Genomic DNA, 24703 nt, shown 5'->3' on the forward strand with positions numbered 1-24703 from the left:
TTACCCCTCTTTTCCTTTTTATGTAAGCAGGCGGCCGGGCCGTTTTTCATCCGGCCGCCCGGCTTTTACGGTTCCAGTTTGATTCCGGACAGCATCTGCGCCAGAGAATTGTTGACCGGCTCTGCGGCCTCCTTCTTCTGTTTGTTCAGATACCTTGCCACATCCTTTTTCGATACGCCGGCGCCTTCCTTTTCCCGGCGCGCTTTAAAGGCAGAAAGCTTTTCCTTGTAGCCGCAGCGGCAGACGAAAATCTGGCCGTCGCCCTTGCCTCGAAGCTCCATCTTTTTATGGCAGACCGGGCAGCGGGCGTTGGACGTCCTGGAGATGGTTTCCCGGTAGCCGCACTCCCTGTCCTGGCAGACAAGCATTTCTCTGTTTTTCCCTTTGACGAGAAGCATCCGCTTTCCGCACTGCGGGCATTTGGTGTTCGTCAGGTTTTCATGGCGGAAGGTGCCCTCGCCGCCTTTGATCTGGCCGGTCAGCTCCTCGGAATAGGCGCGGATGTCCTCCATGAAATCGGCGCGCTTTAGCTCGCCTTTTGCAATTTTTGAGAGCTTCATCTCCCACTCTGCCGTCAGCTCCGGCTTTTTTAAGTCCTCCGGCACAAGCGTAAGGAGCTGTTTTGCCTTGGAGGTCAAAAGGATATCCTTTCCTTTTTTCTCCAACAGAAAGCTGGAAAACAGCTTTTCAATGATGTCGGCGCGGGTCGCCACGGTGCCGAGGCCCCCGGTCTCCCCCAGGGTTTTCGCCATGGCCTTATCTTTCGATTCCATGTAGGCCGCGGGATTTTCCATGGCGGAAAGCAGCGTCGCCTCGTTAAAGTGGGCCGGAGGCTTCGTCTTTCCCTCGGTGACGGAAAACGCAAGGCCTGTAAGCGTATCGCCTTCCTTAAGGCTTAAAAGCGCCTGTCCCGCGCTCTCCTTCGGCGTGCCCTCTTCTTCCTCAAAGAAGTCATCTCCGCCGTCCGCCTCATAGACCGCCTTCCAGCCGGCCTCTTTGACGGCGTTTCCATGGGCGATAAATGTCTCATCCCCGATTTTCACGGTGACGGACGTCTGCTCATATTCATAAGGCGGATAGAAAACCGCCAGGAACCGGCGCACCACAAGGTCGTAAACCCGCCGTTCATCGACGGTCATATGAGAAAGCTCCACGAACTGCTCCGTCGGGATGATGGCGTGATGGTCAGACACCTTTTTATCGTCCACGAAAAACGGCTTTTCCGGGATTGGAAGCCGGATCAGCCGGCCGCCGATGGTGCGGTAGGGGCCGACGGAGCAGGCCTTCAGCCGCTCCTTTAAGGTGGGCACAATGTCGGCGCTTAAATACCTGGAATCCGTCCGCGGATACGTCAGCACCTTGTGGTTTTCATAGAGCCGCTGCATCAGATTTAAGGTTTCCTTTGCGGAATAGTCATACCGCTTGCTTGCGTCCCTCTGAAGCTCCGTCAGGTCGTAAAGAAGCGGCGGCATGGTCTTTTTCGGCGTCCGCTGCACCTTTGTCACGACGGCTTTCCCGTTTTTTACGGCCTCGCGGATGCTTTCGATCCGGCTTTTATCAAAAGAGCTTGTGCTCCTGCTCTCCTTGTCCTGCCAGGTAAATGTAAGCCCCTGATATTTTGCCTGGAGGCCGTAATAGGGCTTCGGCACGAACTGGCGGATCTGTTCCTCCCGTTTTGCGATCATGGAAAGCGTAGGCGTCTGGACGCGGCCGCAGGAGAGGCTCGCGTTGTATTTGCAGGTCAGCGCCCTGGTGGCGTTGATTCCCACCATCCAGTCGGCCTCCGCCCGGCACATGGCCGCGTCGTAAAGATTTTCATAGTCGCGGCCGTCCCTTAAGTTTTCAAAGCCCTCGCGGATGGCCTTATCCGTCACCGAGGAAATCCAGAGTCTTTTTAACGGCCTGGAATTTCCCGCCTTTTTTAAGATCAGACGCGCCACCAGCTCACCCTCTCTTCCGGCGTCAGTGGCGATGATGACCGACGAAACGTCTTTCCGGTGAAGCTGTTCCTTTACGGCATGGTACTGCTTTGCCGTCTGGCGGATGACTTCTAACTTAAAGGTCTCCGGCAGCATCGGCAGGTCTTCCAACTTCCATTCCTTATATTTTTTATCGTAATCCTCCGGGTCAGCCAGGGTCACGAGATGGCCGAGCCCCCAGGTGACGATGTATTTATCTCCCTCAAGAAAGCCGTTTCCGCTTTTCTGGCACTTTAAAACGCGGGCAATATCCCGGGCCACGGACGGCTTTTCTGCTATGACAAGCGACTTCATCGGATGCTCCTTTCTTTCCTGTTCACGGTCTATTATAATCGGAATCCGCCTCTTTCACAAGCCCTACAAATTCACCTTTTCATAGCTTTCCGAAAGATACGCCTGAAGCTTCCTGTTAAGCTCCGCGTGTTCCGGTTTTTCCAGGTTTTCATCCTCCGAAAGGAGCCGGTTCACGTCCTCGGAGACCTCCTTAAGCGTTACGGCGTCCGTATAAATATCGGCCAGCCGAAACTCCATGTCGCCGCTCTGGCGCAGCCCGAAAATGTCTCCGGGGCCGCGAAGCCGCAAGTCCTCGGAGGCGATGAAAAAGCCGTCGTTTGACTTGTTTAAGACGGCCAGCCGCTCATTCTGCGCCTTGTCGCCGGAGGCGTCCACCATGATGCAGTAGGACTGCTCCTTTCCACGGCCGACGCGCCCGCGAAGCTGGTGGAGCTGCGCCAGGCCGAACCGCTCGGCATTTTCAATCATCATGACCGTGGCGTTTGGGACGTTGACACCCACCTCGATGACCGTCGTCGAAACAAGCACTTTAATTTCCCCGGCGGCAAAGGCCTCCATGATTTTGTTTTTCTCTTTTCCCTTCATCTTTCCGTGCAGGTATTCCACCCGTATCCCCGGAAGCTTTTCCTTTAACACCTTCGTATAATCCAGGACGTTCTCCGCCTCGATCATCTCGCTCTCCTCCACCATCGGACAGATGACGTAGGCCTGGCGGCCTTTTTCCACCTCGCCGCGGATGAACCGGTAGGCGCGCTCCCGGTAGCCGGTGTCCACGACGCAGTTTTTGATGGGGAGCCGGTCGGCCGGCAGCTCGTCGATGACGGAAATATCCAGGTCGCCGTACAGGATGATGGCAAGCGTCCTCGGAATCGGTGTCGCGCTCATGACGAGCACATGGGGCATTTCCCCTTTGTTCCCCAGCATCTCCCGCTGCGCCACGCCGAACCGGTGCTGTTCGTCGGTAATCACGAGGGCCAGCCGGTCATAGACAACCTTTTCCTGGATTAGCGCATGGGTGCCGATGATGATGTCGGCCTCGTGGGAGGCGATGGCGGCGTATGCCGTCCGCTTTTCCTTTGCCGTCATGGAGCCGGTTACAAGGACGGCCGTCTTTTCGATCCCGTGGGCTTTAAAAAGCGCCGTGACCGACTCAAAATGCTGCCTTGCAAGCACCTCCGTCGGCACCATGAGGGCGCCCTGGAAGCCGTTTTCTGCGGCCGCAAGGAGAGCTAAAACGGCGATGATCGTCTTTCCGGAGCCCACGTCGCCCTGGATGAGCCGGTTCATGACGGCGCCGCTTTTTAAATCGCTCCAGACCTCGCCAAGGGTCCGCTCCTGGGCCGCTGTGAGCCGGTAGGGAAGGGAAGCTTTCAGCCCGTCTGCCATGGCGTGACGCTCCATTACATAGGCGCTTTTTACGTTCTGCCTTTTTTCCTTTAGGCGGCGCACAGCCAGAAGGAACAGGAAAAACTCGTCGTAAACAAGCCGCTTTCTGGCAAAGCGGAGCTCGGCCTCGTCCTTCGGGAAATGGATGTGCTCGATGGCAAAATTATATTCGGCCAGCTCGTGAGCCGTCCTGAGGCTTGCCGGAAGGTAGTCCCGCTCCATCTCCCGCATGGAGACGGCCTGCTCCACCGCCGAGGTGATGAGTTTATTTCCAAGGCCTTTCGTCTGGGCATAGATGGGCTGCATGCGCCCCAGGCTCTCCGCGTACACCTCCGGCTTAAACATCTGGGGCTGTTCCATGGTGAGGACGCCGTTCTTTTTTACGACGCGGCCGCGGAAAATATAGCGGCTGTCAGCCTTTAAGGTGTTTTTTAAATAGGGCATGTGGTACCAGACGAGCCGCAGCTTTCCCGTCATATCGCTTATGGAGACTGTGACGATGGAGGTGCTTCCGAAATGCCGGCCAGTGGCGCCGCTTTTTAAATAGCCGTCCACGACGCCGACTTCCCCCTCCTTTAATTCCCCGATGGCCGACGGCTTTTGGTACGTGTCATAGGCCCTCGGATAATAGTGGAGCAGATCGTCCACCGTCTTTACGCCCACCTTCAAAAACAGGCCGGCCGTCTTCTCTCCGACGCCCTTTAATATTTCTACCGGCTGTGCCTGAACCATACCGTTTCCAAAGCTCCTTTCAAAAAGGACTGCCCGGCCGCCATGTCCGGAGGCCTAGACAGTCCCTTGCTTTTCTTTATTCCACAGACATTAAATAGTAGTAGATCGGCTGGCCGCCGTCGTTTACTTCCACTTCACAGGCAGGGAATGCCTCCCGGACCCGCTCTGCAAACGCTTCGGCCTCCTCTTCCTTTACGTCCTCTCCGAAATAGATGCTGATGAGTTCGGAGTCTTCTTCTGCCAGCTTCTTTAAGGTATCCATGGCCGTTTCGTCCACGGACGTTCCCACTGCCAGCATGCCGGAATCGCCGATGCCCATGATGTCGCCCTCGTGGATCTCCATACCGTCGATGGTGGTCGTCCGGACTGCATACGTGATCTGGCCGGTGCGGACGCGCCTCATTTCTTCCGCCATGGCTTCCATGTTTTCTTCCGGCTCTGCGTCGGGAAGGAAATTGATTAAGGCAGCAATCCCCTGGGGCACAGTCCTGGACGGGACAACGAAAATCTGCTTGTCCTCCACAAGGCTCTTTGCCTGCTCGGCCGCCAGGATGATGTTTTTATTGTTCGGCAGGATGTAAATCACATCTGCGTTCACCTGGTCGATGGCATTCAACATGTCCTCGGTGCTCGGGTTCATGGTCTGGCCGCCTTCAATCAGGTAGTCGGCGCCGATGCCGCGGAAAATCTCACCAAGGCCGTCGCCGATGGAAACGGCGATGAAGCCGTATTTCTTCCTGGGCTCTTCCTTCGTCTCCTGCGGTTTTGCCTTTTCTCCGCTCAAATTCAGGCGCTCGTTATGCTCTTCCCGCATGTTGTCGATTTTCATCCTGGAAAGGGAGCCGTAGGTCAGCGCTTTTTCAAAGGCAAGGCCCGGGTGGTTGGTGTGGACATGGACTTTTACCACGTCCTCATCGGAAACCACGACGATGGAATCGCCGATGGACTCCAGATACCCTTTGAATTTCTGTTCTTCTTTTTCATCAAAGGGCTTTTCCGTATTGATGATAAATTCGGTGCAATAGCCGAATTTGATGTCGTCTGTCTCAAGCTCCGGACGCGTGGGGGCAGCTTTGGCCTGGGCGCCGGAGGAAACCTCCATATCAAAGGGGATGCCGCGGCCTAAAAGCCCGTCGAGACCGCCCTTCATCACCTGCATAAGGCCCTGTCCGCCGGAATCCACGACGCCGGCCTGCTTTAAGACCGGGAGCATTTCCGGGGTCTGGCTTAAAATATAGTCGCCCTGCTCGATGACCTTTTCCAGAAATTCGATGATGTCGTCCGTCTGTGCCGCCAGCTCCACCGACCGCTCCGCCATGCCGCGGGCCACAGTTAAAATCGTGCCTTCCTTCGGCTTCATGACGGCCTTATATGCCGTCTCGGCGCCGCGGGTGAAGGCATTTGCAAGAACCGTCACCGTGATGACGTCCGTGTCCTTGATCTCCTTTGTGAATCCGCGGAAAAGCTGTGAGAGGATGACGCCGGAGTTTCCCCTGGCCCCGCGCAGGGAGCCGGACGAGAGTGCCTTCGCAATGGACTCCGTCGTGGGATTTTCCAGGGCTGTCACCTCTTTGGCAGCCGCCATGATCGTCATCGTCATATTGGTGCCGGTGTCTCCGTCCGGAACCGGGAATACGTTCAATTCATTGATCCATTCTTTTTTTGCCTCCAGGCTTTTTGCTGCCGCCAGAACCGCAGCTTTAAGCAGCGGGGCATCTATGGATTTTAACTCCATGAATCAGTTCCTCCTTAATCTATCACTCTCACGCCTTCGACGAAGATGTTGATTTTCTCCACCGGCATTCCAGTTAATTCTTCTACTTTGTATTTTACGTTTTCAATCAGGTTGTCGGCAACCGTTAAAATGCTGACGCCGTAGGAGACGATCACGTGAAAATCAATGCTGATGGCATTGTCTTCGCTTACCGTCACGGTAATTCCATGGGTCAGGCTTTCGCGCTTTAAGAGCCTGACGAGCCCGTCCTTCATGCTGACGGCCGCCATGCCGACAATTCCGAAGCATTCCACCGCCGTCGTCCCCGCATAAAAAGCGATTACATCGGTGTCAATCTGAATCTGCCCCATTTTATTGTTAATGCATCCCTTCATATACCTGCCTCCGTTTCCGCTGAAATTGCGTTTTCGCATCTCCGTCCGAGACGGCGGATCTGTTTCTTAAGTAATAGCATGTGCAGCGGGCGTATTATCATGCCTCTTTGCAGGCATAACGTCACCGCACGCTTTGTGTTATTATAACATATTCCCCCATAAGCTGTCTATTCAATTTGGGGTTTTGTTTTGGGCGGAATATCCATCGTTTTATAAAGCAAACCATCTTTCCCATAAAAATATGAGAAAATTTGAAAATCTACTTGCAAAATTCGATCCTATCTGCTATCATACATTTGTTATGGATTTTTACTCAAGAGTCCAAAGAACTGTTAAGGAGGTGCAACCATGGCAAAATGCGCTATTTGTGAAAAAGCTGCTCACTTTGGTAATGGAGTAAGCCATTCCCATAGAAGATCCAACAGAATCTGGAACGCAAACGTGAAATCTGTAAGGGTTAAGGTAAACGGCGGAGCAAAGAAGATGTATGTATGTACATCCTGCTTAAGATCCGGTCTCGTAGAAAGAGCATAACGCCTCCGATACAGGTTTTTGCAGCAAAAGACAGAGGGTATCTGTGTTGTCAGTCAGACAAACGGATGCCCCCTTTTTTGTTTCAAAAGCCAGGACGCCCCTAACAGCAGAACAGGTTATATCCCACAATCAGGAGGCCTGCCGCAAGCAGCACCATGAGAAACGACTTGGGGATTATCAGTACCCAGATCATACCGATGCCGACGCAGAAAAGCATAAGGCCGCAAAGTCTTCTCATAATCCCTCCCGGAAGCGAATTTGCAGGCAGCGCCCCGAAGGAACAGCGGCGCAGCTACTGCAAACAAAAAGCGGTTACTACATCTTATGCCGGACGGCCGGAGGGGATGCGGCTTCTTTCTTCCCGCTATTCGTTTTCTTTCCCGAGCTCTTCCGCCATGTCCTCTGCTTTCGCCATGGCCTTCGGGGAGATGTCGTTTCCGCCCACAAAACGGTTCACCAGATCCGGCACCATGTCGATGACCTTGGTGACAGCGTCCTGATGCTTGATGTTCACGAGCCTTGTGACGCCGTTCTGGATCACCAGCACGGCACTGGGGCTCATTTTCGCGCTCATGCCGCCTCCGGCGTTGGTTTTGGCGCTCTGGGCAAAGGAGCCGGCCGCCATCCCGCAGGTGACGTCCACCAGCGGCAGGATGATGGTGTCGTCGATTTTCACGGCCTCTCCCACCACGGTTTTCGTCGTCACAAAATGATCCATCCCTTTAAACAGCGCCTCCACCGTAGATGGGAACTGATTTTCTGCCATATGTGATTCCTCCTTATCTTCTTCTCCACCGTCTTAACAGCACGCGGAAATTTTTATCGGCAAGCAGCCTGAGCCCGAGAAACAGAAGTGTCCCGAGCCGAATCCGACCCTTAAACGAGACTTCTCCCTCGAGAGCCGTTTCATCAAAAACAGGCTCTATTTCAAGGTTTTTCCCGTAAAACCCATAAAATGGGCTGATGATGCATAAAATCTGCCCCATCCGGTAGGGATCTTCAAGCCCGAACCGGATATGGCCTTCCAGCTTCTTTGGAAACAGGTGGAAAAAAATGCGCTTCCCCTGTCTTATGACCAGTTTAAAGGTTTTCTGGTTCTCCTCTTTTTCCAGGAATTCCCTTGCTTTTCCGTATTTTTTTAAAAGCTCCTCTTTCTTTTTTAACAGCCCCTGTACTGTCCCGCAGAGCCGTTTCCGGAGAGACCGCGCTTTCTCTTTTAAGCGGTTTAAAAAGCGAACGAGCCTGGATTCCTTTGGCTTTTCCGGTTCCGGCGCACCGTCTTCCTTTTTTTCTTTCTCCGCAGAGGGCTTTGGAGCCTCTATCTCAGCCGCAGGCGGCTCCTGCGTTTCTTCCTTTGGGTTTTGGGGAACCGGCTTCTGCGTCTGATCCTTTGGGGGCTCCGCCCTTTTTCCTTCCGATGGGGCCTCTCTCCCGCTCCTCAGTTCCGCGGCCTGTACGGCAAAATCGTCGTCTTCTTTTTCCCCTTTTTCCGAAATCAGCGGAAATCCAAAGAGCTTAAAGGATACAGCCATATCCCCGTCATAAGCCAGGCGGAACGACACGGCATGAAACAGCCAGGTGACGGCCGCCGTCCCTTTGATCCCGCCGTGATACGAGCCGTCTCCCTTATACCGCACCGGCACGAAAAGGACGGCCAGAAGAAAAAGAAGCAGGAGCGCCAAAACGGCAAGCAGGATAATCCCGATAATTTTTAACAGCAACAATAAAATATGGAGCATGGATTCACTCCCTGATCAGTTTTCCTTTCAGATAGCCCTGTACGTCAAAGCCTCCTGTCTTTTCATAGACCTCCGAGACGATACGCCCCGCAAGCTCTGCGGCATCCTCGAAGTCCTCGGCGATCCCTAAAATCAGAAGATCCTGTTCCTTATAATAGGGCTGCTTTAAGACGAACGCCGGATACATGTCCAGGAGGTTTTTCCCGTTGGCAGGCGGCGTTAAGACATAATACCCCGCCGCCTCTTCATGCCGGAGAGACTGGAGGATTTTATATCTGTGCTTTTTTGCCCGCTCGCCCGCGTACAGCCTTTCATACAAGCGCATATGGCTTCACCTACCGGTAATTTTTAAGAATCGTGCGCCGCAGAAGATCCAGCGCGTACATGGCGGACTGCTCTCGGATCTCGCTTCTCGTCCCGCGGAAATGGCACTCTTCCACGACCGTGTCGTTTTTCAGGCAGCATGCCACATAGACAAGCCCCACCGGTTTTTCCTCGGTGCCGCCGTCTGGGCCGGCAATCCCGGTGATTGCCACGCAGGCATCCGCCTCAGCGGCAGCCGCGCCGCCCTCGGCCATCTCCTGGGCCGTCTTTTTGCTGACAGCGCCGTATTTCTTTAAGGTCGCCTTGTTTACGCCAAGGAACTTCCTTTTTGCCTTGTTGGAATAGGTAATAAAGCCGGCATGGAAGACCTCCGATGCGCCCGGCACGTTGACGAGCTTTGCAGCCGTCAGGCCGCCGGTACAGGACTCAGCCGTGGCCGCCGTCAGGCCGTATTTTGCCAGCAGCCGGTACACGGCTTCCTCCATGGCCTCGTTTTCCTTCGACGAATAGATCATGTCGCCGAGAGCCTTTTTGACGGCCTTTCCGGCAGGCTTGATATACTGCTTTGCCGTCTCCTCGTCGGTCTCTTCCGTCTCAAGGAGAACCTGGACTTCCTTTGCGCGTCTCCGCACCGTCACGGAAAGCCCGCCTCTGCACTCCAAAAGCCCGGCCAGCCGTTCCTTGATCTCCGTCTCGCTTTTCCCGAAGATCTTATACATCTGAAGATATCCTTTATCCGTCTTAACCATCACATTTTCCCTTCTTTCAGAACGCCTGCGTTTTTCACGATATAGTCCACCAGGGAAATGACGGTCAGCGCCACGGCGATCCAGATCACAATATCCGTCACCATGGAAAGTGCCGGAATGTTGAGGATCAGAAGCACAACGCCGATCATCTGGAAGGTGGTCTTAAACTTCCCCCAGTAGCTTGCCGCAATCACGACGCCGTTGTCAGACGCCACCAGGCGGAAGCCGCTGATGATGAATTCGCGGCTGATGATGATAATCACCATCCAGGCCGGGAGCTGTCCCAGCTCAATCATGCAGATTAACGCCGAGCAGACAAGGAGCTTGTCCGCCAGCGGATCCATAAATTTTCCAAAGTTCGTGACAAGGTTGTATTTCCTTGCAATCTTTCCGTCTAAAAGGTCGGTCAGGCTCGCAATGATGAAAAGCGCCGCCGCAATATAGCGGTACGTGGTGTTGGCCCCGTTTTCAAGCATCAGGAACGCCACGAAAAACGGGATCATAATCACGCGGAGAATCGTAAGCTTATTCGGTAAATTCATGTTCTACCTCCCCAATCAGATCATAATCGGCAGAGCCGGTCACGCGGACACGGACAAAGTCCCCCGACATCAGGGGAAGCTCCGTGTTGACGAAAATCAGGCCGTCCACGCCGGGGCTGTCCATGTAGGTGCGCCCCACGTAGGCGTTTTCGTCTGCCACCTTCCCCTCGATCATCACCTCCAGCACGCGCCCCTTCATCCGGGCGGACTTTTCAAAGGCAATGTCCTGCTGGAGCTCCATGATTTCATCGCGCCGCTCCTCTTTTAACTCTTCCGGCACCTGATCCGGGAAGCCGTAAGCCGGCGTGTCCTCCTCCGGGGAGTAGGCGAAGACGCCAAGGCGGTCAAATTCCATGTCATAGACGAAATCCAGAAGCGTCTGGTGGTCGTCCTCGGTTTCGCCGGGGAAGCCGGAAATCATCGTCGTGCGCAGGGCGATGTCCGGGATTTCCTTTCTGAGTGTCTCGATTAACCCTCGGATCTCTGCATTGCTTGTGCGGCGCCCCATCCGCTTTAGGACGGCGTCGCTGGCATGCTGGATCGGGATATCCAGATAGTGACAGACCTTTTCCTCGGTTTTTATGGCCTCAATGAGCTCCGGCGTGATCTCCTCCGGATAGCAGTACTGGAGACGGATCCACTGGATGCCGGGAATTCCTGCCAGACGGTGCAAAAGCTCCGGAAGCATCTTTTTCCCGTATAAGTCTTTTCCGTAAACCGTGGTCTCCTGGGCCACGAGGATCAGCTCCTTCACGCCTTTTTCAGCCAGCTCACCGGCCTCTTTTACGAGCTGTTCCACGGGGACGCTCCGGTATTTGCCGCGCAGGTACGGGATGATGCAGTAGGTACAGCGTTTATCGCAGCCTTCGGCAATCTTTAAAAATGCGTAGTGGCCGCCGGTGGTTACAAGCCGGTCCGTCGTCTCTCCCACCGGCTCGTCGATGCTCTTAAAAATCGCTGTGTGATGGCCGCCCAATGCCTCTTTTACGGCTTGGGCCACGGCCTCATAGGAGGTTGTCCCAAGGACAGCGTCCACTTCCGGGATTTCTGTGGTGATCTCCTCTTTATATCTCTGCGCCAGGCAGCCGGTGACAATCAGTGCCTTTAAACGGCCGGTTTCCTTTAACCGCGCCATTTCCAGAATCGTATTGACGCTTTCCTCCTTTGCGTCGCCGATGAAACAGCAGGTATTGATGACGATCACGTCAGCTTCGTTTTCATCGTCCACGAAGGCATAGCCCTCTTTTCCGAGAAGGCCGAGCATTTTTTCCGTATCCACCAGGTTTTTGTCGCACCCCAGTGATATGAAAAGCAAATTCATTGGTTTTTCTCCTGATAATTTCGTTCTATGACAAAAAGAGAGGAAACAGAGCCCATGAGCCTTCATTTCCTCCCCTTTCCAGCCTTATTCGCTGACTTCGTTTTCCTCTTCGGCAGGCGCCTCGTCATTTGCAATCGTGACCTTCTGTTCGTAAAGCTCCTCCACTGCAACAGAAAGCGGCTTTTTTCCGGCAGCGCCGGCCACCATCGGCTCGTCGCCGTCGATGAGCTGTCTTGCCCGCTTTGCGGCGGCAATTACGATGGAATAACGGCTCTGAACCACCGGCTCTTCACCCGGCTCCACAGCGCTGTTTACTGCATCAATCAGATCAGAATAAGATGGACGTAACATATTTTAAACTCCTTTCAAAATCACCTGTTTTGGGCTATTCCCCCGGGCAGAGCTCCTTAAGCTCCGCCTTCATCCGCGCAATCAGCTCCCGGTTTCCGGAAACCCGCAGATGCTGCGACTGGATCAGGCCGTGAAGCGTTTCCACGCAGGCCTCCACCTCATCGTTTACAAGAATATAATCATAAGAATCCATTCCATCGGACTCTTCTTTTGCCCTCTTAAGCCGTTTTTCGATGACCTCCTTCGTCTCGGTTCCGCGGCCCGTGAGCCTGTTTTCCAGCTCTTTTGCCGTCGGCGGGACGATGAAAATCAGAAGGGCATCGGGGAATTTTTCCTTGATCTTTAAGGCGCCCTGGATTTCAATTTCCAGGATCACGTCTTTTCCCTCGGCCATTTTTTCTTCCACATACGCCCGCGGCGTCCCGTAATAGTGGTTCACATAGCGGGCATGCTCGATGAGCTCGTCATGTTCAATCATGGACAGGAAGGTTTCTTCCGATACAAAGAAATACTCCCTGCCGTTTTCCTCGCCCGGTCTCGGATCCCGCGTGGTCGCGGAAATGGAAAGGGCGTAATTGTCGTATTTTTCAAGCAGTGCCTTCATGACGGTTCCCTTGCCGGCGCCGGAAAACCCCGACACAACCGCCAGAACTCCCTGTTTTTTCATGGCTTTTCACTCCAGTTATTCGATATTTTGGATCTGCTCCCTGACCTTTTCGATCTCGGTTTTTAAAATGATCGCATGGTCAGAAATCTCCAGGTCGTTGGACTTGGAAAGGATCGTGTTGGACTCCCGGTTCATCTCCTGGGCGATGAAGTCTAACTTCCGCCCGACGCTCCCGCCGGCCAGAAGCTCTTTTTTCATGCCGGCGATATGGCTCTTTAACCGCACCGTTTCCTCGTCCACGCAGATTTTATCGGCAAAGATCGTCACCTCCGTGAGGATCCGGTTCTCATCGACGGACGCGCTCTGGAGCATCTCTTTTACCTTGTCCTCCAGCTTCTTCCTGTATTCGTCCAGGACTCCCGGCGAACGCGTCTCGATGAAGTCCACCATCTCGCTCATGTAATCCAGTTTTCCGAGAAGGTCGTTCTTTAAATTCTCACCTTCCCTGAGCCTCGTCTCCACGAAGCCCTCGGCCGCGCCGCGAAGGGCCTTTTCCAGGACGGCCCAGAGCTGTTCCTCGTCTTCCGGCACCTGTTCCATCGTAAGTACCTCGGGACACCGCGACAGCATGGACACCTTCACGTCGTTTTCAATCCCGAACTGCTCTGCCATCCGCTCGAAGCTTTCCATATACTCCGCAGCCAGGGCGCTGTTGTATTTCAGGCAGACCTTTTCTTCCGTATAATCTTCATAGGTGATGAATACGTCGACCTTCCCTCTCTGGATATAGTCTTTTAAAAGCGTCCGCATTGCCGCTTCAAAATAGTTGAATTTTTTCGGCATTTTGATTGCCAGATCCAGGTAACGGTGATTGACTGCCTTGATTTCGACGGAAATCCTGCACTCGTCCGTCACAATTTCATGGCGGCCAAAGCCGGTCATGCTCTTTATCATTCCTGTGCTGCCTCACTTTCACATAGATGGGTCTATTATACGTCAAATGGAAATTCTAGTCAACTGAAATGTCGAGCAGTTTCCGGCCAGGCTCCTGGCTGATTCGTGACAATTTACCGGCTCTGCGGGCATCGAAATTGTTTTCATCCATGATGCAAAGAAATAAACGGGGATCTCTCCCCGCTATTTTAATATCTGTTATATATCTCTCCGCGATTCCCGGCATCAATGACAAAAACGGTCAGAATACCGTGATCCACCATATAGATAATCCTGTAATTTCCGACGCGCAGGCGGAAAAGATCATCGTGCCCTTTTAGCTTTTTGATGTTTTCCCCATTGGGAAGCCGCTTAATTTCCTCCACAATTCTTTTTCGCTCATTCATCGGGAGTTTATCAATGAATTTTTTCGCTTTCTTTTTGATGATGATTCTGTACATCAATCTTCGAGCCCCCATTCTTTCAGGCAATCTTCCAGGGGGACTCCCTCTTTGTCTTCATCCGGTGCATTCTCGTAATTTTCAAGCATTCTTTGGCAGAACAGGTCGTCCGCTTCCTCATCCGCTGCCACGCCCTGCACGTATGCCAGCACATAACCCATTTTATAATCCGGAATATTGTCTAAAAGATGAATAATCATTTCTTTATTGCTCACTTTTCAACGCCTCCCTTTCTATATTTCCTCAATCGCTTTCTTAAATACTTATTCCCTGTTTTCTTCTGTGCTTCCGATCCTGGTATAGGATCACCTGCTTTCAAACTTAGTATAACATATCTTTTTTAACGGGTACATAGTGTATGTTATACAATATCATGGTGCGTGTTTGTGCACTTCACCGGCTGCCTAGCAGTTTCCGGCTGGAAACATCTGTGAGGAATGCCCCCAGGGGCGCGGTTAAGAGGATGGCCGCTACGGCCGCCGTCAGGACGATATTTCCGCAGGATAGCCCCATGGAAAGCGGCACGGAGCCGATGGCTGCCTGTACCGTGGCTTTCGGTGTGTAGGCAATCATGCAGAAAAGCCGCTCTTTTTTCGTAAGCCTTGTCCCTGCCAGGCTTAAAAATACGCCGGCCATCCGGAAAAGCAGGGCGCCGAAGATCGCAGCAACGACGGCAGGGCCGGCAGAAAGGGCATAAGGAAGGTCTGCGGCAGCACCCACCAGGACGAAAAGCAAAAGCTCGGCCGCCACCCAGAGCTTGGAGTATTTCAGGGAAAGCCGCTCAGCCACGGGCCGGCGGAATTTTTTTAAGGACGCTCCCATGGCCATGACGGCTAAAAGGCCGGAAAAGCCTATGATTCCATCCATGGCATCCTCCAATGTCACAAACAGGAACGAGACGCTTAAAAGGATCAGCACTTTCAGGCTGTCCCGCAGATGGACGGCTTTAAAAAACGCAGCGGCAGCCGCTCCGAAGGCCAGGCCGCAGACGGCGCCGGAGACAACGGACGTGGGGATTTTTAAAAGGTCTGCCGGAGAAAACGTCCCGCCAGTCAAAAGGCCTGTAAAGCAGGTGAACAGGACGATGACAAATACGTCATCCACGGATGCGCCTGCCATGATAAGCTGCGGGATCCCGTGCGCCGTCCCGCGCTTCTCTTCCATGAGCCGCAGCATCCTTGGCACGACGACGGCCGGAGAGACGGCTGCGATGACTGCGCCGAGGACGGCCGCCTCCAGAATGCTTATTCCAAGGAGCCCCGGCGCCAGAAGAAGCATCCCGGCAATCTCAAAGGACGCCGGAAGGAAACACATGAGGACGGCAGGGCGCCCAACTTTTTTAAGCTCCGAAAGATCCAGGTTCAGGCCGGCCCTCGTTAAAATAATGATGAGGGCAATCCGCCTTAAATCCGCGGAAATCATGAGGATTTCCGGGCTTAAAAGATTCAGGCCGTAAGGGCCTAAAAGCATCCCCGTAAGGAGCATGCCGAGCAGAGACGGCAGGCGCAGGCGGGCAAAAATCCCGCCGAAGATCATGCCGCATAAAAAAATCATGGAAAGACTGAAGAGCATAAAAATTTCTCCTTTCGTGCGGGGCCAGGATGCCGGACAGGGAAGATTTCCCATAAAAAAGGCTGACGGCCCCTGTGATTTGTCACAGAAGTCATCAGCCTGTCATGTCTATGATTCGGCGGTTCGGGCCGTTGGCCCCGGGAGAACTTCATTCCCGTCCATTATTCTATTAAAGGAAACCAGTCTTGTCAAGGTTTTTTACTCCTCTTCCGCCTTCACCTGCCGCACCACGTCCAGAATCGTGCCGTCGCGGCTTTCGATGATGCCTACGACACGGTCTTCAAATTCCACGTCGTCCGGCACGCCGGAGATGGCGTATGCCTTATCGCGCAGTTCCTCGATGGTGCAGAACGGCAGGTTTACGCCCTTCATGCACTCGATCAGATCCTGTCTTCTCGGGTTGATGGCGATGCCGTAGTCGGTGATGACAACATCCACCGTTTCGCCGGGCGTCGTCACCGTCGTGACGCTTGTGCGGATGGCCGGAATCCTGCCCTGAAGAAGCGGCGCGATAACGATGGTGCATTTTGCCCCGGCCGCCGTGTCGGGATGGCCGCCCTGGGCGCCGGTGATCATGCCGTCGGAGCCGACTACCACGTTGCAGTTAAAGTCCACATCTACCTCTAAAGATGCCAGGATCACGAAATCCAGCCGGTTCACATAGGCGCCCTTGTTCATGGGATTTGCGTATTCCGACGCGGAAATTTCCACATGGTTCGGGTTCTTTTTGATGGATTCGATGGCGCCTAAGTCAAAGTCCTGGGTATCGACAATTTTTCGGATCAGCCCCCGCTCTAAAAGCTCGCACATGGGCGTCGTGATGCCGCCAACGCCGAAGCCCATTTTGATGCCGCGCTCTTCCATGATTTTCCCGAGGGAAATCGTTGAAGCGATGGAGGCGCCGCCGACGCCGGTCTGGTAGGAAAAACCGTCCTTAAAGTACGGCGTGTGGATGACGAATTCCGTGCAGTAGTCGGCCATCAGAAGCTTTCTCACGTCCGTAGTCGGCTTAGCTGCGCCTGTGGCGATTTTCGCCGGGTTTCCGATTTCCTCCACCACGCAGACATAGTCCACGTCGGTCATGGAAATGCTGGCCGGCACGTTGGGGAACGGTACCAGACAGTCTGTCACGGCCACCACCTTGTCGGCATAGCGGGCGTCTGCCATGGCGTAGGAAAGGACGCCGCAGTCGCTTTTTCCACCGTTTGCCCGGCAGTTTCCGTACTCGTCGCAGGTGGGCGCGCCGATGAACGCGATGTCGATATGGACTTCGCCAGTTTCGATGGCCCGGACGCGGCCGCCGTGGGAGCGCATGATTGCAAGGTTTTTAAGCCGCCCGGCGGAGATGGCCTCGCCGATTTTCCCGCGGACGCCGGAGGACTGGATGCCTGTGATCGTGCCGTCCTCGATATATGGCACAATGGCGTCGTTGGCTTTTCCCAGGGAGCTGGCGCAGATGGTGATGTCCTTGATGCCCATGCGGTGCACCTCTTCCATCACCATGTTTACCACATAGTCGCCCTCACGGAAGTGATGGTGAAACGAAAGGGTCATGCCGTCTTTGATGCCGCATTTTTCCAGTGCCTCTTTTATGGAAGGCACCAGTTTTTCCCGCTTCGGATCCACAAGGGCGCGTACCTTCGGCGCCGCTTTTTTGTATTCATAGCCGTCCAGGGCATAGGCGCCCCGGAAGATGTCTTTTCCTGTCTCCCGCAGGATTTCCTCCGGGATTTCTCTTCCGACTGCATTCTTCATGTAAAAGCCCTCCTTATGCCCTGTTGAAATAGACGCCGGCCGCCTCTGCCATGGCGAGCGTCCGTTTTGCACCGTCGTAAAAGGCAATGTCGATCATCTTCCCGTCCACGGTGAAAACGCCGATGCCTTTCGCCTTCTTTTCGTCGATCTCCCGCACGACTTTTTCTGCGAAAATCACTTCTTTTTCCGTCGGGGTAAAGATTTTATGGACAATGGCGATCTGCCTCGGGTTAATTAAGGATTTTCCGTCAAAGCCCATGAGTTTAATCATCTCGGTCTCCCGCTCAAAGCCCTCCATGTCGTCGAGATTCGTAAATACCGTGTCCCAGCACTGGACGCCGGCCGCTCTGGCTGCCATTATCATGTGCTGTCTGGCGCCCTGAAGCTCGACGCCCGTCCCGGTGATGTGGGTCTGGAGGTCTTTCGTGTAGTCGCCGCCGGATAAGGCGATGCCGATCAGCCGCTCCGACGACTCGGAAACCTCCAGAGCATTTAAAACGCCGCGGCAGGACTCCAGCGCCGCCATTAAAAGCGTGCTGCCCTCCGGCCTGCCAAATTCTCTTTCTGCCGCCAGGACATGTTCCTCCACCAGATGCACATCCTTTGCCGTTTCAGTTTTGGCGATGCGGATTACGTCGGCGCCGCCGGCCACGCAGACGCGGATGTCTTCTTTCCAGTGGGGCGTGTCGAGGCCGTTGATGCGGACGACACGCTCTACGCCGCGGTAGTCGATCTCTTTTAATGCATGATAGAGGGAGAACCTGGCCGCGTCCTTCTGGTTTTCGGCCACAGCGTCCTCTAAATCCAGCATGATGGAATCCGGCTTATAGATATAGGGATCCTTGATGAGCGCCGGTTTCTGGCAGTTTAAAAACATCATGGAACGTCTCAGTCTTTTTTTGTTCGGATGGCTCATCGGATGGCACCTCCCCACGGGTAATTTTCGGTCTTTTCGCAGGCGCGGAACACGGCACACTCCACGCGGGCTTTTATGGTGCAGTCCAGGGCGCCTTTATCCACCAGCGCCACCCTCGCATTTGTTACCTCCAGCCGCTCTAACGTCTCTTTTACGACTGCCCGGATCTGTCTTCCGAACTGTCTCATGACGCTGCTTTCCAGGAGAATTTCGATGCCGTTCTCCGACGGTTCAATGGTGACCTGGACGTCGCTGGATTCCAGCGTCCCGGCCATGGCTGTCTTTTTGATCTCCATGCTGTTCCTCCTTTTTATTCCGTACATTTTCTTTATCTTTACTATATCACGGATTGTTTTTTGTCTCCAATACTTATCCGTTTATGGGATCCATAGGAAGTTTCTTATGGTGTGAAAACAGTTGTTGGATGGTTCGGCCTGTGGTATGCTGGGTAAAGAAAGGATACGGGAGGAAAACGAAATGGAAATTGTAAAACTGAGGGATCAGGAACACATGGCAGGCGAGGCCGCGGCGTGGTTTCATTCCAAATGGGGGATCCCAAAAGAGGCGTATGAGGAAAGCATGGCGGAATGCCTGTTAAATAAGGGAGCTGTTCCCCAGTGGTATCTTGTGATGGAGAACGGTGCGATCATCGGCGGCGCCGGAATTATTGAGAATGATTTTCATGACCGGAAGGATCTGTCGCCCAACCTCTGCGCGCTGTATGTGGAGGAAGAGTTCCGCGGACATGGCATCGCAGGCTCGCTTCTCTCTTTTATCTGCGCGGACATGAAGGCGCTCGGAATCCCGACGCTTTATCTGATTACCGGCCATACCTCGTTTTATGAGCGGTACGGCTGGGAGTTTCTCTGCATGGTGCAGGGCGACGGGGACGAGGAGATGTCGCGGATGTATGTGCATGAAGAATGAGGCAGTACAGAAACGACGCCAACTATTTATGATCTGACGATAACAGGGAAAACAGCTATAAAAGATAGCCTATATAATGGTTATCCTTTATAGCTGTTTTAGATTTACTACTTTACTATCTTAATATGTATCAAAACCTGCTTTCAATAGCAAATAACATCTGATTCTATCTCTTTAATAATATCCTCAGACACATTTTCTATCCTTAGTATGTGTATTGTATTTAATCTCGGATTAAAAATTCCCATTTTAGTAATTTTCTTATATTCTGGTTTGCCAGAATGTTGACCCATGATCCAATACATTAACAGTTGTAAAGTATGTTTGTTTGTGGGTTTTGATTTTGAAACTTTAAAATCCCATAATGTATCTTCTGTTAAAAAATCCCCATCACCTGAATCTACTGTCTTTGTATATCCAGTCGGTTCAAAAGTAAACCCATCTTTAATTATCGGTCCATATTCATTCCAAAATGCTACACTCCGCTCAACCATGATACGAATATTCTTAATCGAATTTAAGTCTGGATTAGTTTCAGAAGCGGTTTTAGCCAATAAAGCTTCCTTTGGATTTCTGAACCAAACATCAAAAGTAACCATTTTGCATGCATTTACAATAGACTTATCATCCAGCCCTTTTATTTGATTAAGATATTTTTGTGCTTCTTTAAGTGCGCCTTTACATCCTAATTTGCTTGCCCTTTCTGCACCATAACACGATATAGCAAAGGCATCTTCAAGATTAACTCCCATTTCATAACGGGTTAAGTAGTCTACTGCCATACCAATGACAGAAGCATGAATGTTTTCGTCCTCACTTAAAATTTTTTCATCACTTATTTGGATAAAATCAAAATGTGAGGGTTTGATATATCCGCCACGAGGTTGCTTGATTTCTTTTATTCTTGCAGTTACTGAACTCATAACATAACCTCCTTTTTTGCATTTTATCATTCATCGAGCGATAAGTCTATTCTTTTTTCATAACCATATTTTGTTCAATCTTCATACATATATCTTCCACAGCAAGAATAATTTTTTAAAAACAGCCTATTTTCATGTAAATTCATTTTAAATATTCAAATAAAATCAAAATTTTCTCTCTTCTACCGCAGTGCATCCTTCATGGACTTCACATAAGCGCCGATGTGAGACGGCGCCTCTTTCCCGTATTGTTCCAAAATCTTTATGATGGCCGAGCCGACGATGGCGCCGTCGGAGATGTCTGCCATCTTTTTTGCCTGCTCGGGCGTGGAAATCCCGAAGCCGATGGCACAGGGAATGTCGGTGTTTTCACGGACAACTTTTATGATGGATTCCAGGTCGGTTTTAATTTCGCTTCTCGTCCCCGTCACGCCAAGGCTGGAAACGATGTATAAAAAGCCCTCGGCCTCCTTTGCGATCATGGCGATGCGGTTTTCCGACGTGGGGGCGATTAAGGATATGAGGTCAACCCCGTACTCCCGGCAGACCGGAAGGAATTCATCCTTTTCCTCAAAGGGCAGATCCGGCAGGATGAGCCCGTCGATTCCGATTTCCTGACAGGCAGAAAGGAAGCGGCCGGCACCGTAGGAAAAAATCACGTTGGCGTAGGTCATGAACACCATGGGCACGGTCACGTCTTTCCGCAGTTCTTTTACAAAGGCAAAAATCTTATCGGTGGTGACACCGCCCGTCAGCGCCCGCAGGTTCGCCCCCTGGATCACAGGCCCCTCGGCGGTGGGGTCGGAAAAGGGAATTCCAAGCTCGATGAGGTCGGCGCCGTTTGTGACGGCGGCGCGGACGGCCGCTGCGGTGGTCTCAAGATCCGGGTCGCCGCAGGTGATGAAGGCGATGAATGCCTTTCCGTTTTCAAATGCGTTCTTTATCTTACTCATGGATATCCTCCCCTCTGTAACGGGCAATGGCGGCGCAGTCCTTGTCTCCCCTGCCGGAAATGGTGATGACGAGAATCTGGTCTTTCCCCATGGCCGGCGCCAGCTTCATGGCATGGGCCACGGCGTGAGCCGATTCGATGGCCGGGATAATCCCTTCCGTCCGCGCCAGATATTCAAAGGCGCACACGGCTTCCTCGTCCGTGACCGGCACGTATTCGGCCCGTCCGATGTCATGAAGATAGGCGTGCTCCGGGCCGACGCCGGGATAGTCAAGGCCGGCCGAAATGGAATAGACAGGGGCGATCTGGCCGTACTCATCCTGGCAGAAATAGGATTTCATGCCATGGAAAATACCGAGCCGGCCGGTGGCAATGGTGGCCGCCGTCTCGAAGGTGTCGATGCCTCTTCCCGCCGCCTCGCAGCCGATCAGGCGGACGTCTTTGTCCTCAATAAAATGATAAAAGCTTCCGATGGCGTTGGAGCCGCCGCCCACGCAGGCGATGACGGCATCCGGGAGCCGCCCTTCCTTTTCTAAAATCTGTTCCTTTATCTCCTTTGAAATCACCGACTGGAAGTCCCGGACAATGGTCGGGAACGGGTGGGGGCCCATGACGGAGCCGAGACAGTAATGGGTGTCGGAAATCCTCGATGTCCACTCTCTCATGGCCTCGGAAACGGCGTCCTTTAAGGTGGCCGTGCCGGTCTTCACAGGCACCACTGCGGCACCTAAAAGCCGCATGCGGTACACGTTTAAGGCCTGCCGGATCGTGTCCTCCTCGCCCATAAAAACGACGCATTCCATGCCCATGAGGGCCGCGGCCGTGGCCGATGCGACACCGTGCTGGCCGGCTCCCGTCTCGGCAATCAGGCGGGTTTTCCCCATTTTCTTTGCAAGCAGCGCCTGGCCTAAGACGTTGTTGATTTTGTGGGCGCCGGTGTGGTTTAAGTCCTCGCGCTTTAAATAGATCTTCGCGCCGCCAAGATCCTTTGTCATCTTTTCCGCATAGTAGAGCCTGGACGGCCTGCCTGCGTATTCGTTGAATAAGTTGGAAAGCTCCCGGTTGAATTCGGGATCGTTTTTATATCGGTTATAGGCCTCCTCCAGCTCAATGACCGCGTTCATCAGCGTTTCCGGGATGTACTGGCCGCCGTGGATGCCGAAACGTCCGTTTGGATTTGTCATACTCTCTCTTCCTTTCTGACGGCGGCAGAAAACTCCGCCATCTTTCGTAAATCTTTCACTCCGTCTGTCTCAATGCCGGAGCTCACGTCGACGGCAAAGGGCGAAAGCCGCCTGATGGCCTGCCCCACGTTTCCAGGTTCCAGCCCTCCGGCAAGGAAATACGGCCTTTCCATGCCCTTTATCATTTCCCAGTCAAAGACGGTGCCCGTCCCCATGCCGGAGTCCAACAGCACATAGTCGGCAGGGCTTTGCATGGCTTTTCGGACATCCTCCGCGGTTTTTATGAGAAAGGCCTTTATGACCGGCTTTCCAGAGATTTCTTTGAGGCGTCTGATGTCCTCCGGGCTCTCTGTCCCATGGAGCTGTGCCATGTCGATGACGCCGTATGTTAAAAGTTCAGCTATTACTTCCGGCCGTTCGTCCACGAATACGCCGACAGCCTGGATTTTCGGGCTTAAGAGACGTTTCAGCTCACAGGCCTCCTCCGGCGTCACAAAGCGCCTGCTTTTCGGCGCAAAGACAAAGCCCACGTACTCCGGCTCTAAGGAGTTTGCGGCCTCAATGTCACTTGGATTTTTCAGCCCGCAGAATTTGATTCCTGTCATTGTTCACCTCTTAAGGCGGAAAGCGCCTTTTTCTTATCCGGTGCACGCATGAGCGCCTCGCCGATTAACACGGCGTCGGCTCCGATTTCCTTAAGCTTTCTCACGTCTTCGGCATCCCGCACGCCGCTTTCGGAAACAAACAGCACGTTCTGCGGGATCATGTCCCGGAGTCTCCGGCTGTTTTCCGTGTCCGCCGTAAAATCCTTTAAATTCCGGTTGTTGACGCCGATGATCCTGGCCCCGGCCCTTACGGCCATGGCGGCTTCCTTTTCATCGTGGGCTTCCGTAAGCGCCGAAAGCCCCAGTTCTTCGCAGACGGCCAGATATTCCTCAAGCTGTCCCTCTTCCAGCAGAGAGCAGATCAGGAGCACGGCCCCGGCTCCCAGAACCTTCGCCTCATAAATCATGTATTCGTCCACGGTAAAGTCCTTCCGCAGGCATGGAATGGAGACGGCGGCAGCAATCTCTTTTAGATACTGGTCGGCTCCCAGGAACCATTTCGGCTCCGTCAAAACAGAAATGCAGTCGGCGCCTGCCGCTTCGTATTTCTTTGCGATCTCCAGATAGGGAAAGACCGGGGCGATAAGCCCTTTGGACGGCGACGCCTTTTTGCACTCACAGATAAAGGAGAGCCCTGGCTTTTTCAGGGCTTCCTCAAAGGAAAAGCCGCCTTTTTTCATGGCTTCGGCCTGCCTCTTTAGCTCGCTCTCCGGCAGACGTTTTTTTGCTTCGCTGACGCGCTCTTTCGCATGTTCCGCAAGCTGATTCAGGATTGTCATTCCTCCACCTCCGGCCGGCTGCTGATTTCTTTCAGCTTATGAAGCGTTTCGAGGGCCTTTCCGGAGTCCAAAAGCTCTGCGGCCAGGGCGATGCCGTCTTTCATGGTCCCGGCCTTTCCGCCGATATAAAGTGACGCCCCTGCGTTCATCAAAACGGCATCCCTCTTCGGCCCTCTCCCTCCGTTTAAAATATCCAGCGTAATCTTCGCATTTTCCTCCGGCGTACCGCCTTTCAGTTCTTCTTTTGCACAGCGTTTAAAGCCAAAGTCCTCCGGCGCGATGACCGAGGTTTTAAACCAGCCGTCCTTGATTTCGCAGATGGACGTGGGCGCGCTCATGGAGATTTCATCCAGCTTATCCTGGCCGTAGACAACCATGCCGCGGCGGACGCCGAGGTTTATGAGTACCTGGGCAAGCGGCTCCACGAGATAATCGTCATACACGCCGAGAAGCTGCATGGAGGGCGTTCCGGGGTTCGTGAGCGGGCCTAAAATATTGAACACGGTGCGGAATCCCAGTTCCTTTCGGATTGCGCCGACATATTTCATGGAAGTATGGTATTTCTGGGCGAAAAAGAAGCAGATTCCGGCTTCATTTAAAAGCTCCAGACACCGCTTCGGGCTCTGGTAGATGTTTACGCCGAGGGCCTCTAAGCAGTCTGCCGTCCCGCACTGGGAGGAAGCGGCGCGATTTCCATGCTTTGCCACCTTCATGCCGCCGGACGCCGCCACAAGGGCGGAAGTCGTGGAAATGTTGAAGCTGTGGGCGTTGTCGCCGCCGGTGCCGACAATCTCAAAAAGCTCCATGCCAGTCTCCACCTTTGTGGCGTGCGCCCTCATGGCCGCCGCACAGCCGGCAATTTCGTCGGTGGTCTCCGCTCTGGCGCTTTTCGTCGACAGGGCCGCAAGGAAGGCGGCGTTCTGGGTGGGCGACGTCTGGCCGCTCATGATTTCATTCATGACCGTATAGGCCTCATCGTAGGTCAGGTCTTCTTTGTTTACGATTTTCACGATGGCTTCTTTTATCATG

General features: G+C 53.4%; 28 protein-coding genes. 2 read left to right on the top strand and 26 right to left on the bottom strand.

Going from position 1 to position 24703, the window contains the following annotated elements; all coding sequences use genetic code 11:
• Positions 1–65: 65 nt before the first annotated feature.
• The 4 genes from KE531_17805 to KE531_17820 form a co-directional block, all read right to left on the bottom strand.
• On the bottom strand, positions 66–2273 hold the full coding sequence (locus KE531_17805) for a DNA topoisomerase III (protein ID MBR9955448.1): 2208 nt from the start codon (positions 2271–2273) through the stop codon (positions 66–68).
• 63 nt (positions 2274–2336) lie between these two features.
• A complete protein-coding gene (gene recG / locus KE531_17810; protein MBR9955449.1) occupies positions 2337–4391 on the bottom strand; it encodes an ATP-dependent DNA helicase RecG in 2055 nt (684 codons plus the stop codon).
• Positions 4392–4467: 76 nt separating this feature from the next.
• On the bottom strand, positions 4468–6126 hold the full coding sequence (locus KE531_17815; GenBank protein ID MBR9955450.1) for a DAK2 domain-containing protein: 1659 nt from the start codon (positions 6124–6126) through the stop codon (positions 4468–4470).
• A gap of 14 nt (positions 6127–6140) precedes the next feature.
• Entirely contained in the window at positions 6141–6500 is a 360-nt protein-coding gene (locus tag KE531_17820) for an Asp23/Gls24 family envelope stress response protein (protein MBR9955451.1), read from the bottom strand.
• A 348-nt stretch (positions 6501–6848) separates the two neighbouring features.
• Between KE531_17820 and rpmB the strand changes: the two genes are divergently transcribed.
• Positions 6849–7034 (top strand): 50S ribosomal protein L28, encoded by a 186-nt coding sequence (gene rpmB, locus KE531_17825; GenBank protein MBR9955452.1) that lies wholly within the window; start codon positions 6849–6851, stop codon positions 7032–7034.
• Positions 7035–7134: 100 nt separating this feature from the next.
• Here rpmB and KE531_17830 read toward each other — a convergent pair whose 3' ends face one another.
• The 16 genes from KE531_17830 to citD all read right to left on the bottom strand — a co-directional run bounded on the left by KE531_17830 (position 7135) and on the right by citD (position 18600).
• On the bottom strand, positions 7135–7272 hold the full coding sequence (locus tag KE531_17830; GenBank protein ID MBR9955453.1) for a hypothetical protein: 138 nt from the start codon (positions 7270–7272) through the stop codon (positions 7135–7137).
• A gap of 126 nt (positions 7273–7398) precedes the next feature.
• On the bottom strand, positions 7399–7800 hold the full coding sequence (locus KE531_17835) for a GerW family sporulation protein (GenBank protein MBR9955454.1): 402 nt from the start codon (positions 7798–7800) through the stop codon (positions 7399–7401).
• Positions 7801–7813: 13 nt separating this feature from the next.
• Positions 7814–8773: a hypothetical protein gene (locus KE531_17840; GenBank protein MBR9955455.1), complete on the bottom strand. Its 960-nt coding sequence runs from the start codon at positions 8771–8773 to the stop codon at positions 7814–7816.
• 4 nt (positions 8774–8777) lie between these two features.
• Positions 8778–9098, bottom strand: coding sequence for a hypothetical protein (locus tag KE531_17845; GenBank protein ID MBR9955456.1), 321 nt, complete (start codon positions 9096–9098; stop codon positions 8778–8780).
• Positions 9099–9108: 10 nt separating this feature from the next.
• Positions 9109–9846: a nicotinamide-nucleotide amidohydrolase family protein gene (locus KE531_17850; GenBank protein ID MBR9955457.1), complete on the bottom strand. Its 738-nt coding sequence runs from the start codon at positions 9844–9846 to the stop codon at positions 9109–9111.
• Positions 9846–10388, bottom strand: coding sequence for a CDP-diacylglycerol--glycerol-3-phosphate 3-phosphatidyltransferase (gene pgsA, locus KE531_17855; protein ID MBR9955458.1), 543 nt, complete (start codon positions 10386–10388; stop codon positions 9846–9848). Before pgsA ends, KE531_17850 begins: the two co-directional genes overlap by 1 nt.
• Positions 10372–11709 (bottom strand): 30S ribosomal protein S12 methylthiotransferase RimO, encoded by a 1338-nt coding sequence (gene rimO / locus KE531_17860; GenBank protein ID MBR9955459.1) that lies wholly within the window; start codon positions 11707–11709, stop codon positions 10372–10374. The genes pgsA and rimO overlap by 17 nt, the downstream gene beginning before the upstream one ends.
• 84 nt (positions 11710–11793) lie before the next feature.
• A complete protein-coding gene (locus KE531_17865) occupies positions 11794–12060 on the bottom strand; it encodes a DNA-directed RNA polymerase subunit omega (GenBank protein ID MBR9955460.1) in 267 nt (88 codons plus the stop codon).
• Between the two features lie 34 nt (positions 12061–12094).
• On the bottom strand, positions 12095–12727 hold the full coding sequence (gmk, locus tag KE531_17870) for a guanylate kinase (GenBank protein ID MBR9955461.1): 633 nt from the start codon (positions 12725–12727) through the stop codon (positions 12095–12097).
• A gap of 15 nt (positions 12728–12742) precedes the next feature.
• Complete coding sequence (locus KE531_17875; GenBank protein ID MBR9955462.1) at positions 12743–13621, bottom strand: YicC family protein; 879 nt, start codon at positions 13619–13621, stop codon at positions 12743–12745.
• 188 nt (positions 13622–13809) lie between these two features.
• Positions 13810–14061, bottom strand: coding sequence for a type II toxin-antitoxin system RelE/ParE family toxin (locus KE531_17880; protein ID MBR9955463.1), 252 nt, complete (start codon positions 14059–14061; stop codon positions 13810–13812).
• Entirely contained in the window at positions 14061–14276 is a 216-nt protein-coding gene (locus tag KE531_17885) for a hypothetical protein (protein ID MBR9955464.1), read from the bottom strand. Before KE531_17885 ends, KE531_17880 begins: the two co-directional genes overlap by 1 nt.
• 178 nt (positions 14277–14454) lie before the next feature.
• On the bottom strand, positions 14455–15633 hold the full coding sequence (locus KE531_17890; protein MBR9955465.1) for a cation:proton antiporter: 1179 nt from the start codon (positions 15631–15633) through the stop codon (positions 14455–14457).
• 198 nt (positions 15634–15831) lie between these two features.
• Positions 15832–17388, bottom strand: coding sequence for a citrate lyase subunit alpha (gene citF, locus KE531_17895; protein MBR9955466.1), 1557 nt, complete (start codon positions 17386–17388; stop codon positions 15832–15834).
• A gap of 13 nt (positions 17389–17401) precedes the next feature.
• A complete protein-coding gene (locus KE531_17900) occupies positions 17402–18304 on the bottom strand; it encodes an HpcH/HpaI aldolase/citrate lyase family protein (protein MBR9955467.1) in 903 nt (300 codons plus the stop codon).
• A complete protein-coding gene (gene citD / locus KE531_17905; GenBank protein MBR9955468.1) occupies positions 18301–18600 on the bottom strand; it encodes a citrate lyase acyl carrier protein in 300 nt (99 codons plus the stop codon). Before citD ends, KE531_17900 begins: the two co-directional genes overlap by 4 nt.
• Before the next feature lie 181 nt (positions 18601–18781).
• Here citD and KE531_17910 point away from each other — a divergent pair, with 181 nt between their 5' ends.
• Positions 18782–19231 carry a GNAT family N-acetyltransferase gene (locus KE531_17910; GenBank protein MBR9955469.1) on the top strand — a complete coding sequence of 150 codons (450 nt, stop codon included), beginning with the start codon at positions 18782–18784 and terminating at the stop codon, positions 19229–19231.
• Between the two features lie 143 nt (positions 19232–19374).
• On the opposite strand, the gene KE531_17915 is transcribed toward KE531_17910, so the two are convergent.
• The 6 genes from KE531_17915 to trpD form a co-directional block, all read right to left on the bottom strand.
• Positions 19375–20154, bottom strand: coding sequence for a hypothetical protein (locus KE531_17915; protein MBR9955470.1), 780 nt, complete (start codon positions 20152–20154; stop codon positions 19375–19377).
• A gap of 182 nt (positions 20155–20336) precedes the next feature.
• The gene (locus KE531_17920; protein MBR9955471.1) at positions 20337–21107 is read right to left on the bottom strand and encodes a tryptophan synthase subunit alpha; all 771 of its coding nucleotides are present in this window, start codon (positions 21105–21107) and stop codon (positions 20337–20339) included.
• Positions 21100–22290: a tryptophan synthase subunit beta gene (gene trpB, locus KE531_17925; GenBank protein ID MBR9955472.1), complete on the bottom strand. Its 1191-nt coding sequence runs from the start codon at positions 22288–22290 to the stop codon at positions 21100–21102. Before trpB ends, KE531_17920 begins: the two co-directional genes overlap by 8 nt.
• The gene (locus tag KE531_17930; GenBank protein ID MBR9955473.1) at positions 22287–22895 is read right to left on the bottom strand and encodes a phosphoribosylanthranilate isomerase; all 609 of its coding nucleotides are present in this window, start codon (positions 22893–22895) and stop codon (positions 22287–22289) included. Before KE531_17930 ends, trpB begins: the two co-directional genes overlap by 4 nt.
• Complete coding sequence (gene trpC, locus KE531_17935; GenBank protein ID MBR9955474.1) at positions 22892–23674, bottom strand: indole-3-glycerol phosphate synthase TrpC; 783 nt, start codon at positions 23672–23674, stop codon at positions 22892–22894. The genes KE531_17930 and trpC overlap by 4 nt, the downstream gene beginning before the upstream one ends.
• Complete coding sequence (trpD, locus tag KE531_17940; GenBank protein MBR9955475.1) at positions 23671–24702, bottom strand: anthranilate phosphoribosyltransferase; 1032 nt, start codon at positions 24700–24702, stop codon at positions 23671–23673. Before trpD ends, trpC begins: the two co-directional genes overlap by 4 nt.
• Position 24703 lies beyond the last annotated feature (1 nt).

It is taken from the genome of Eubacteriaceae bacterium Marseille-Q4139 (assembly GCA_018223415.1).
Taxonomy (GTDB): Bacteria; Bacillota; Clostridia; order Lachnospirales; family Lachnospiraceae; genus CABSIM01.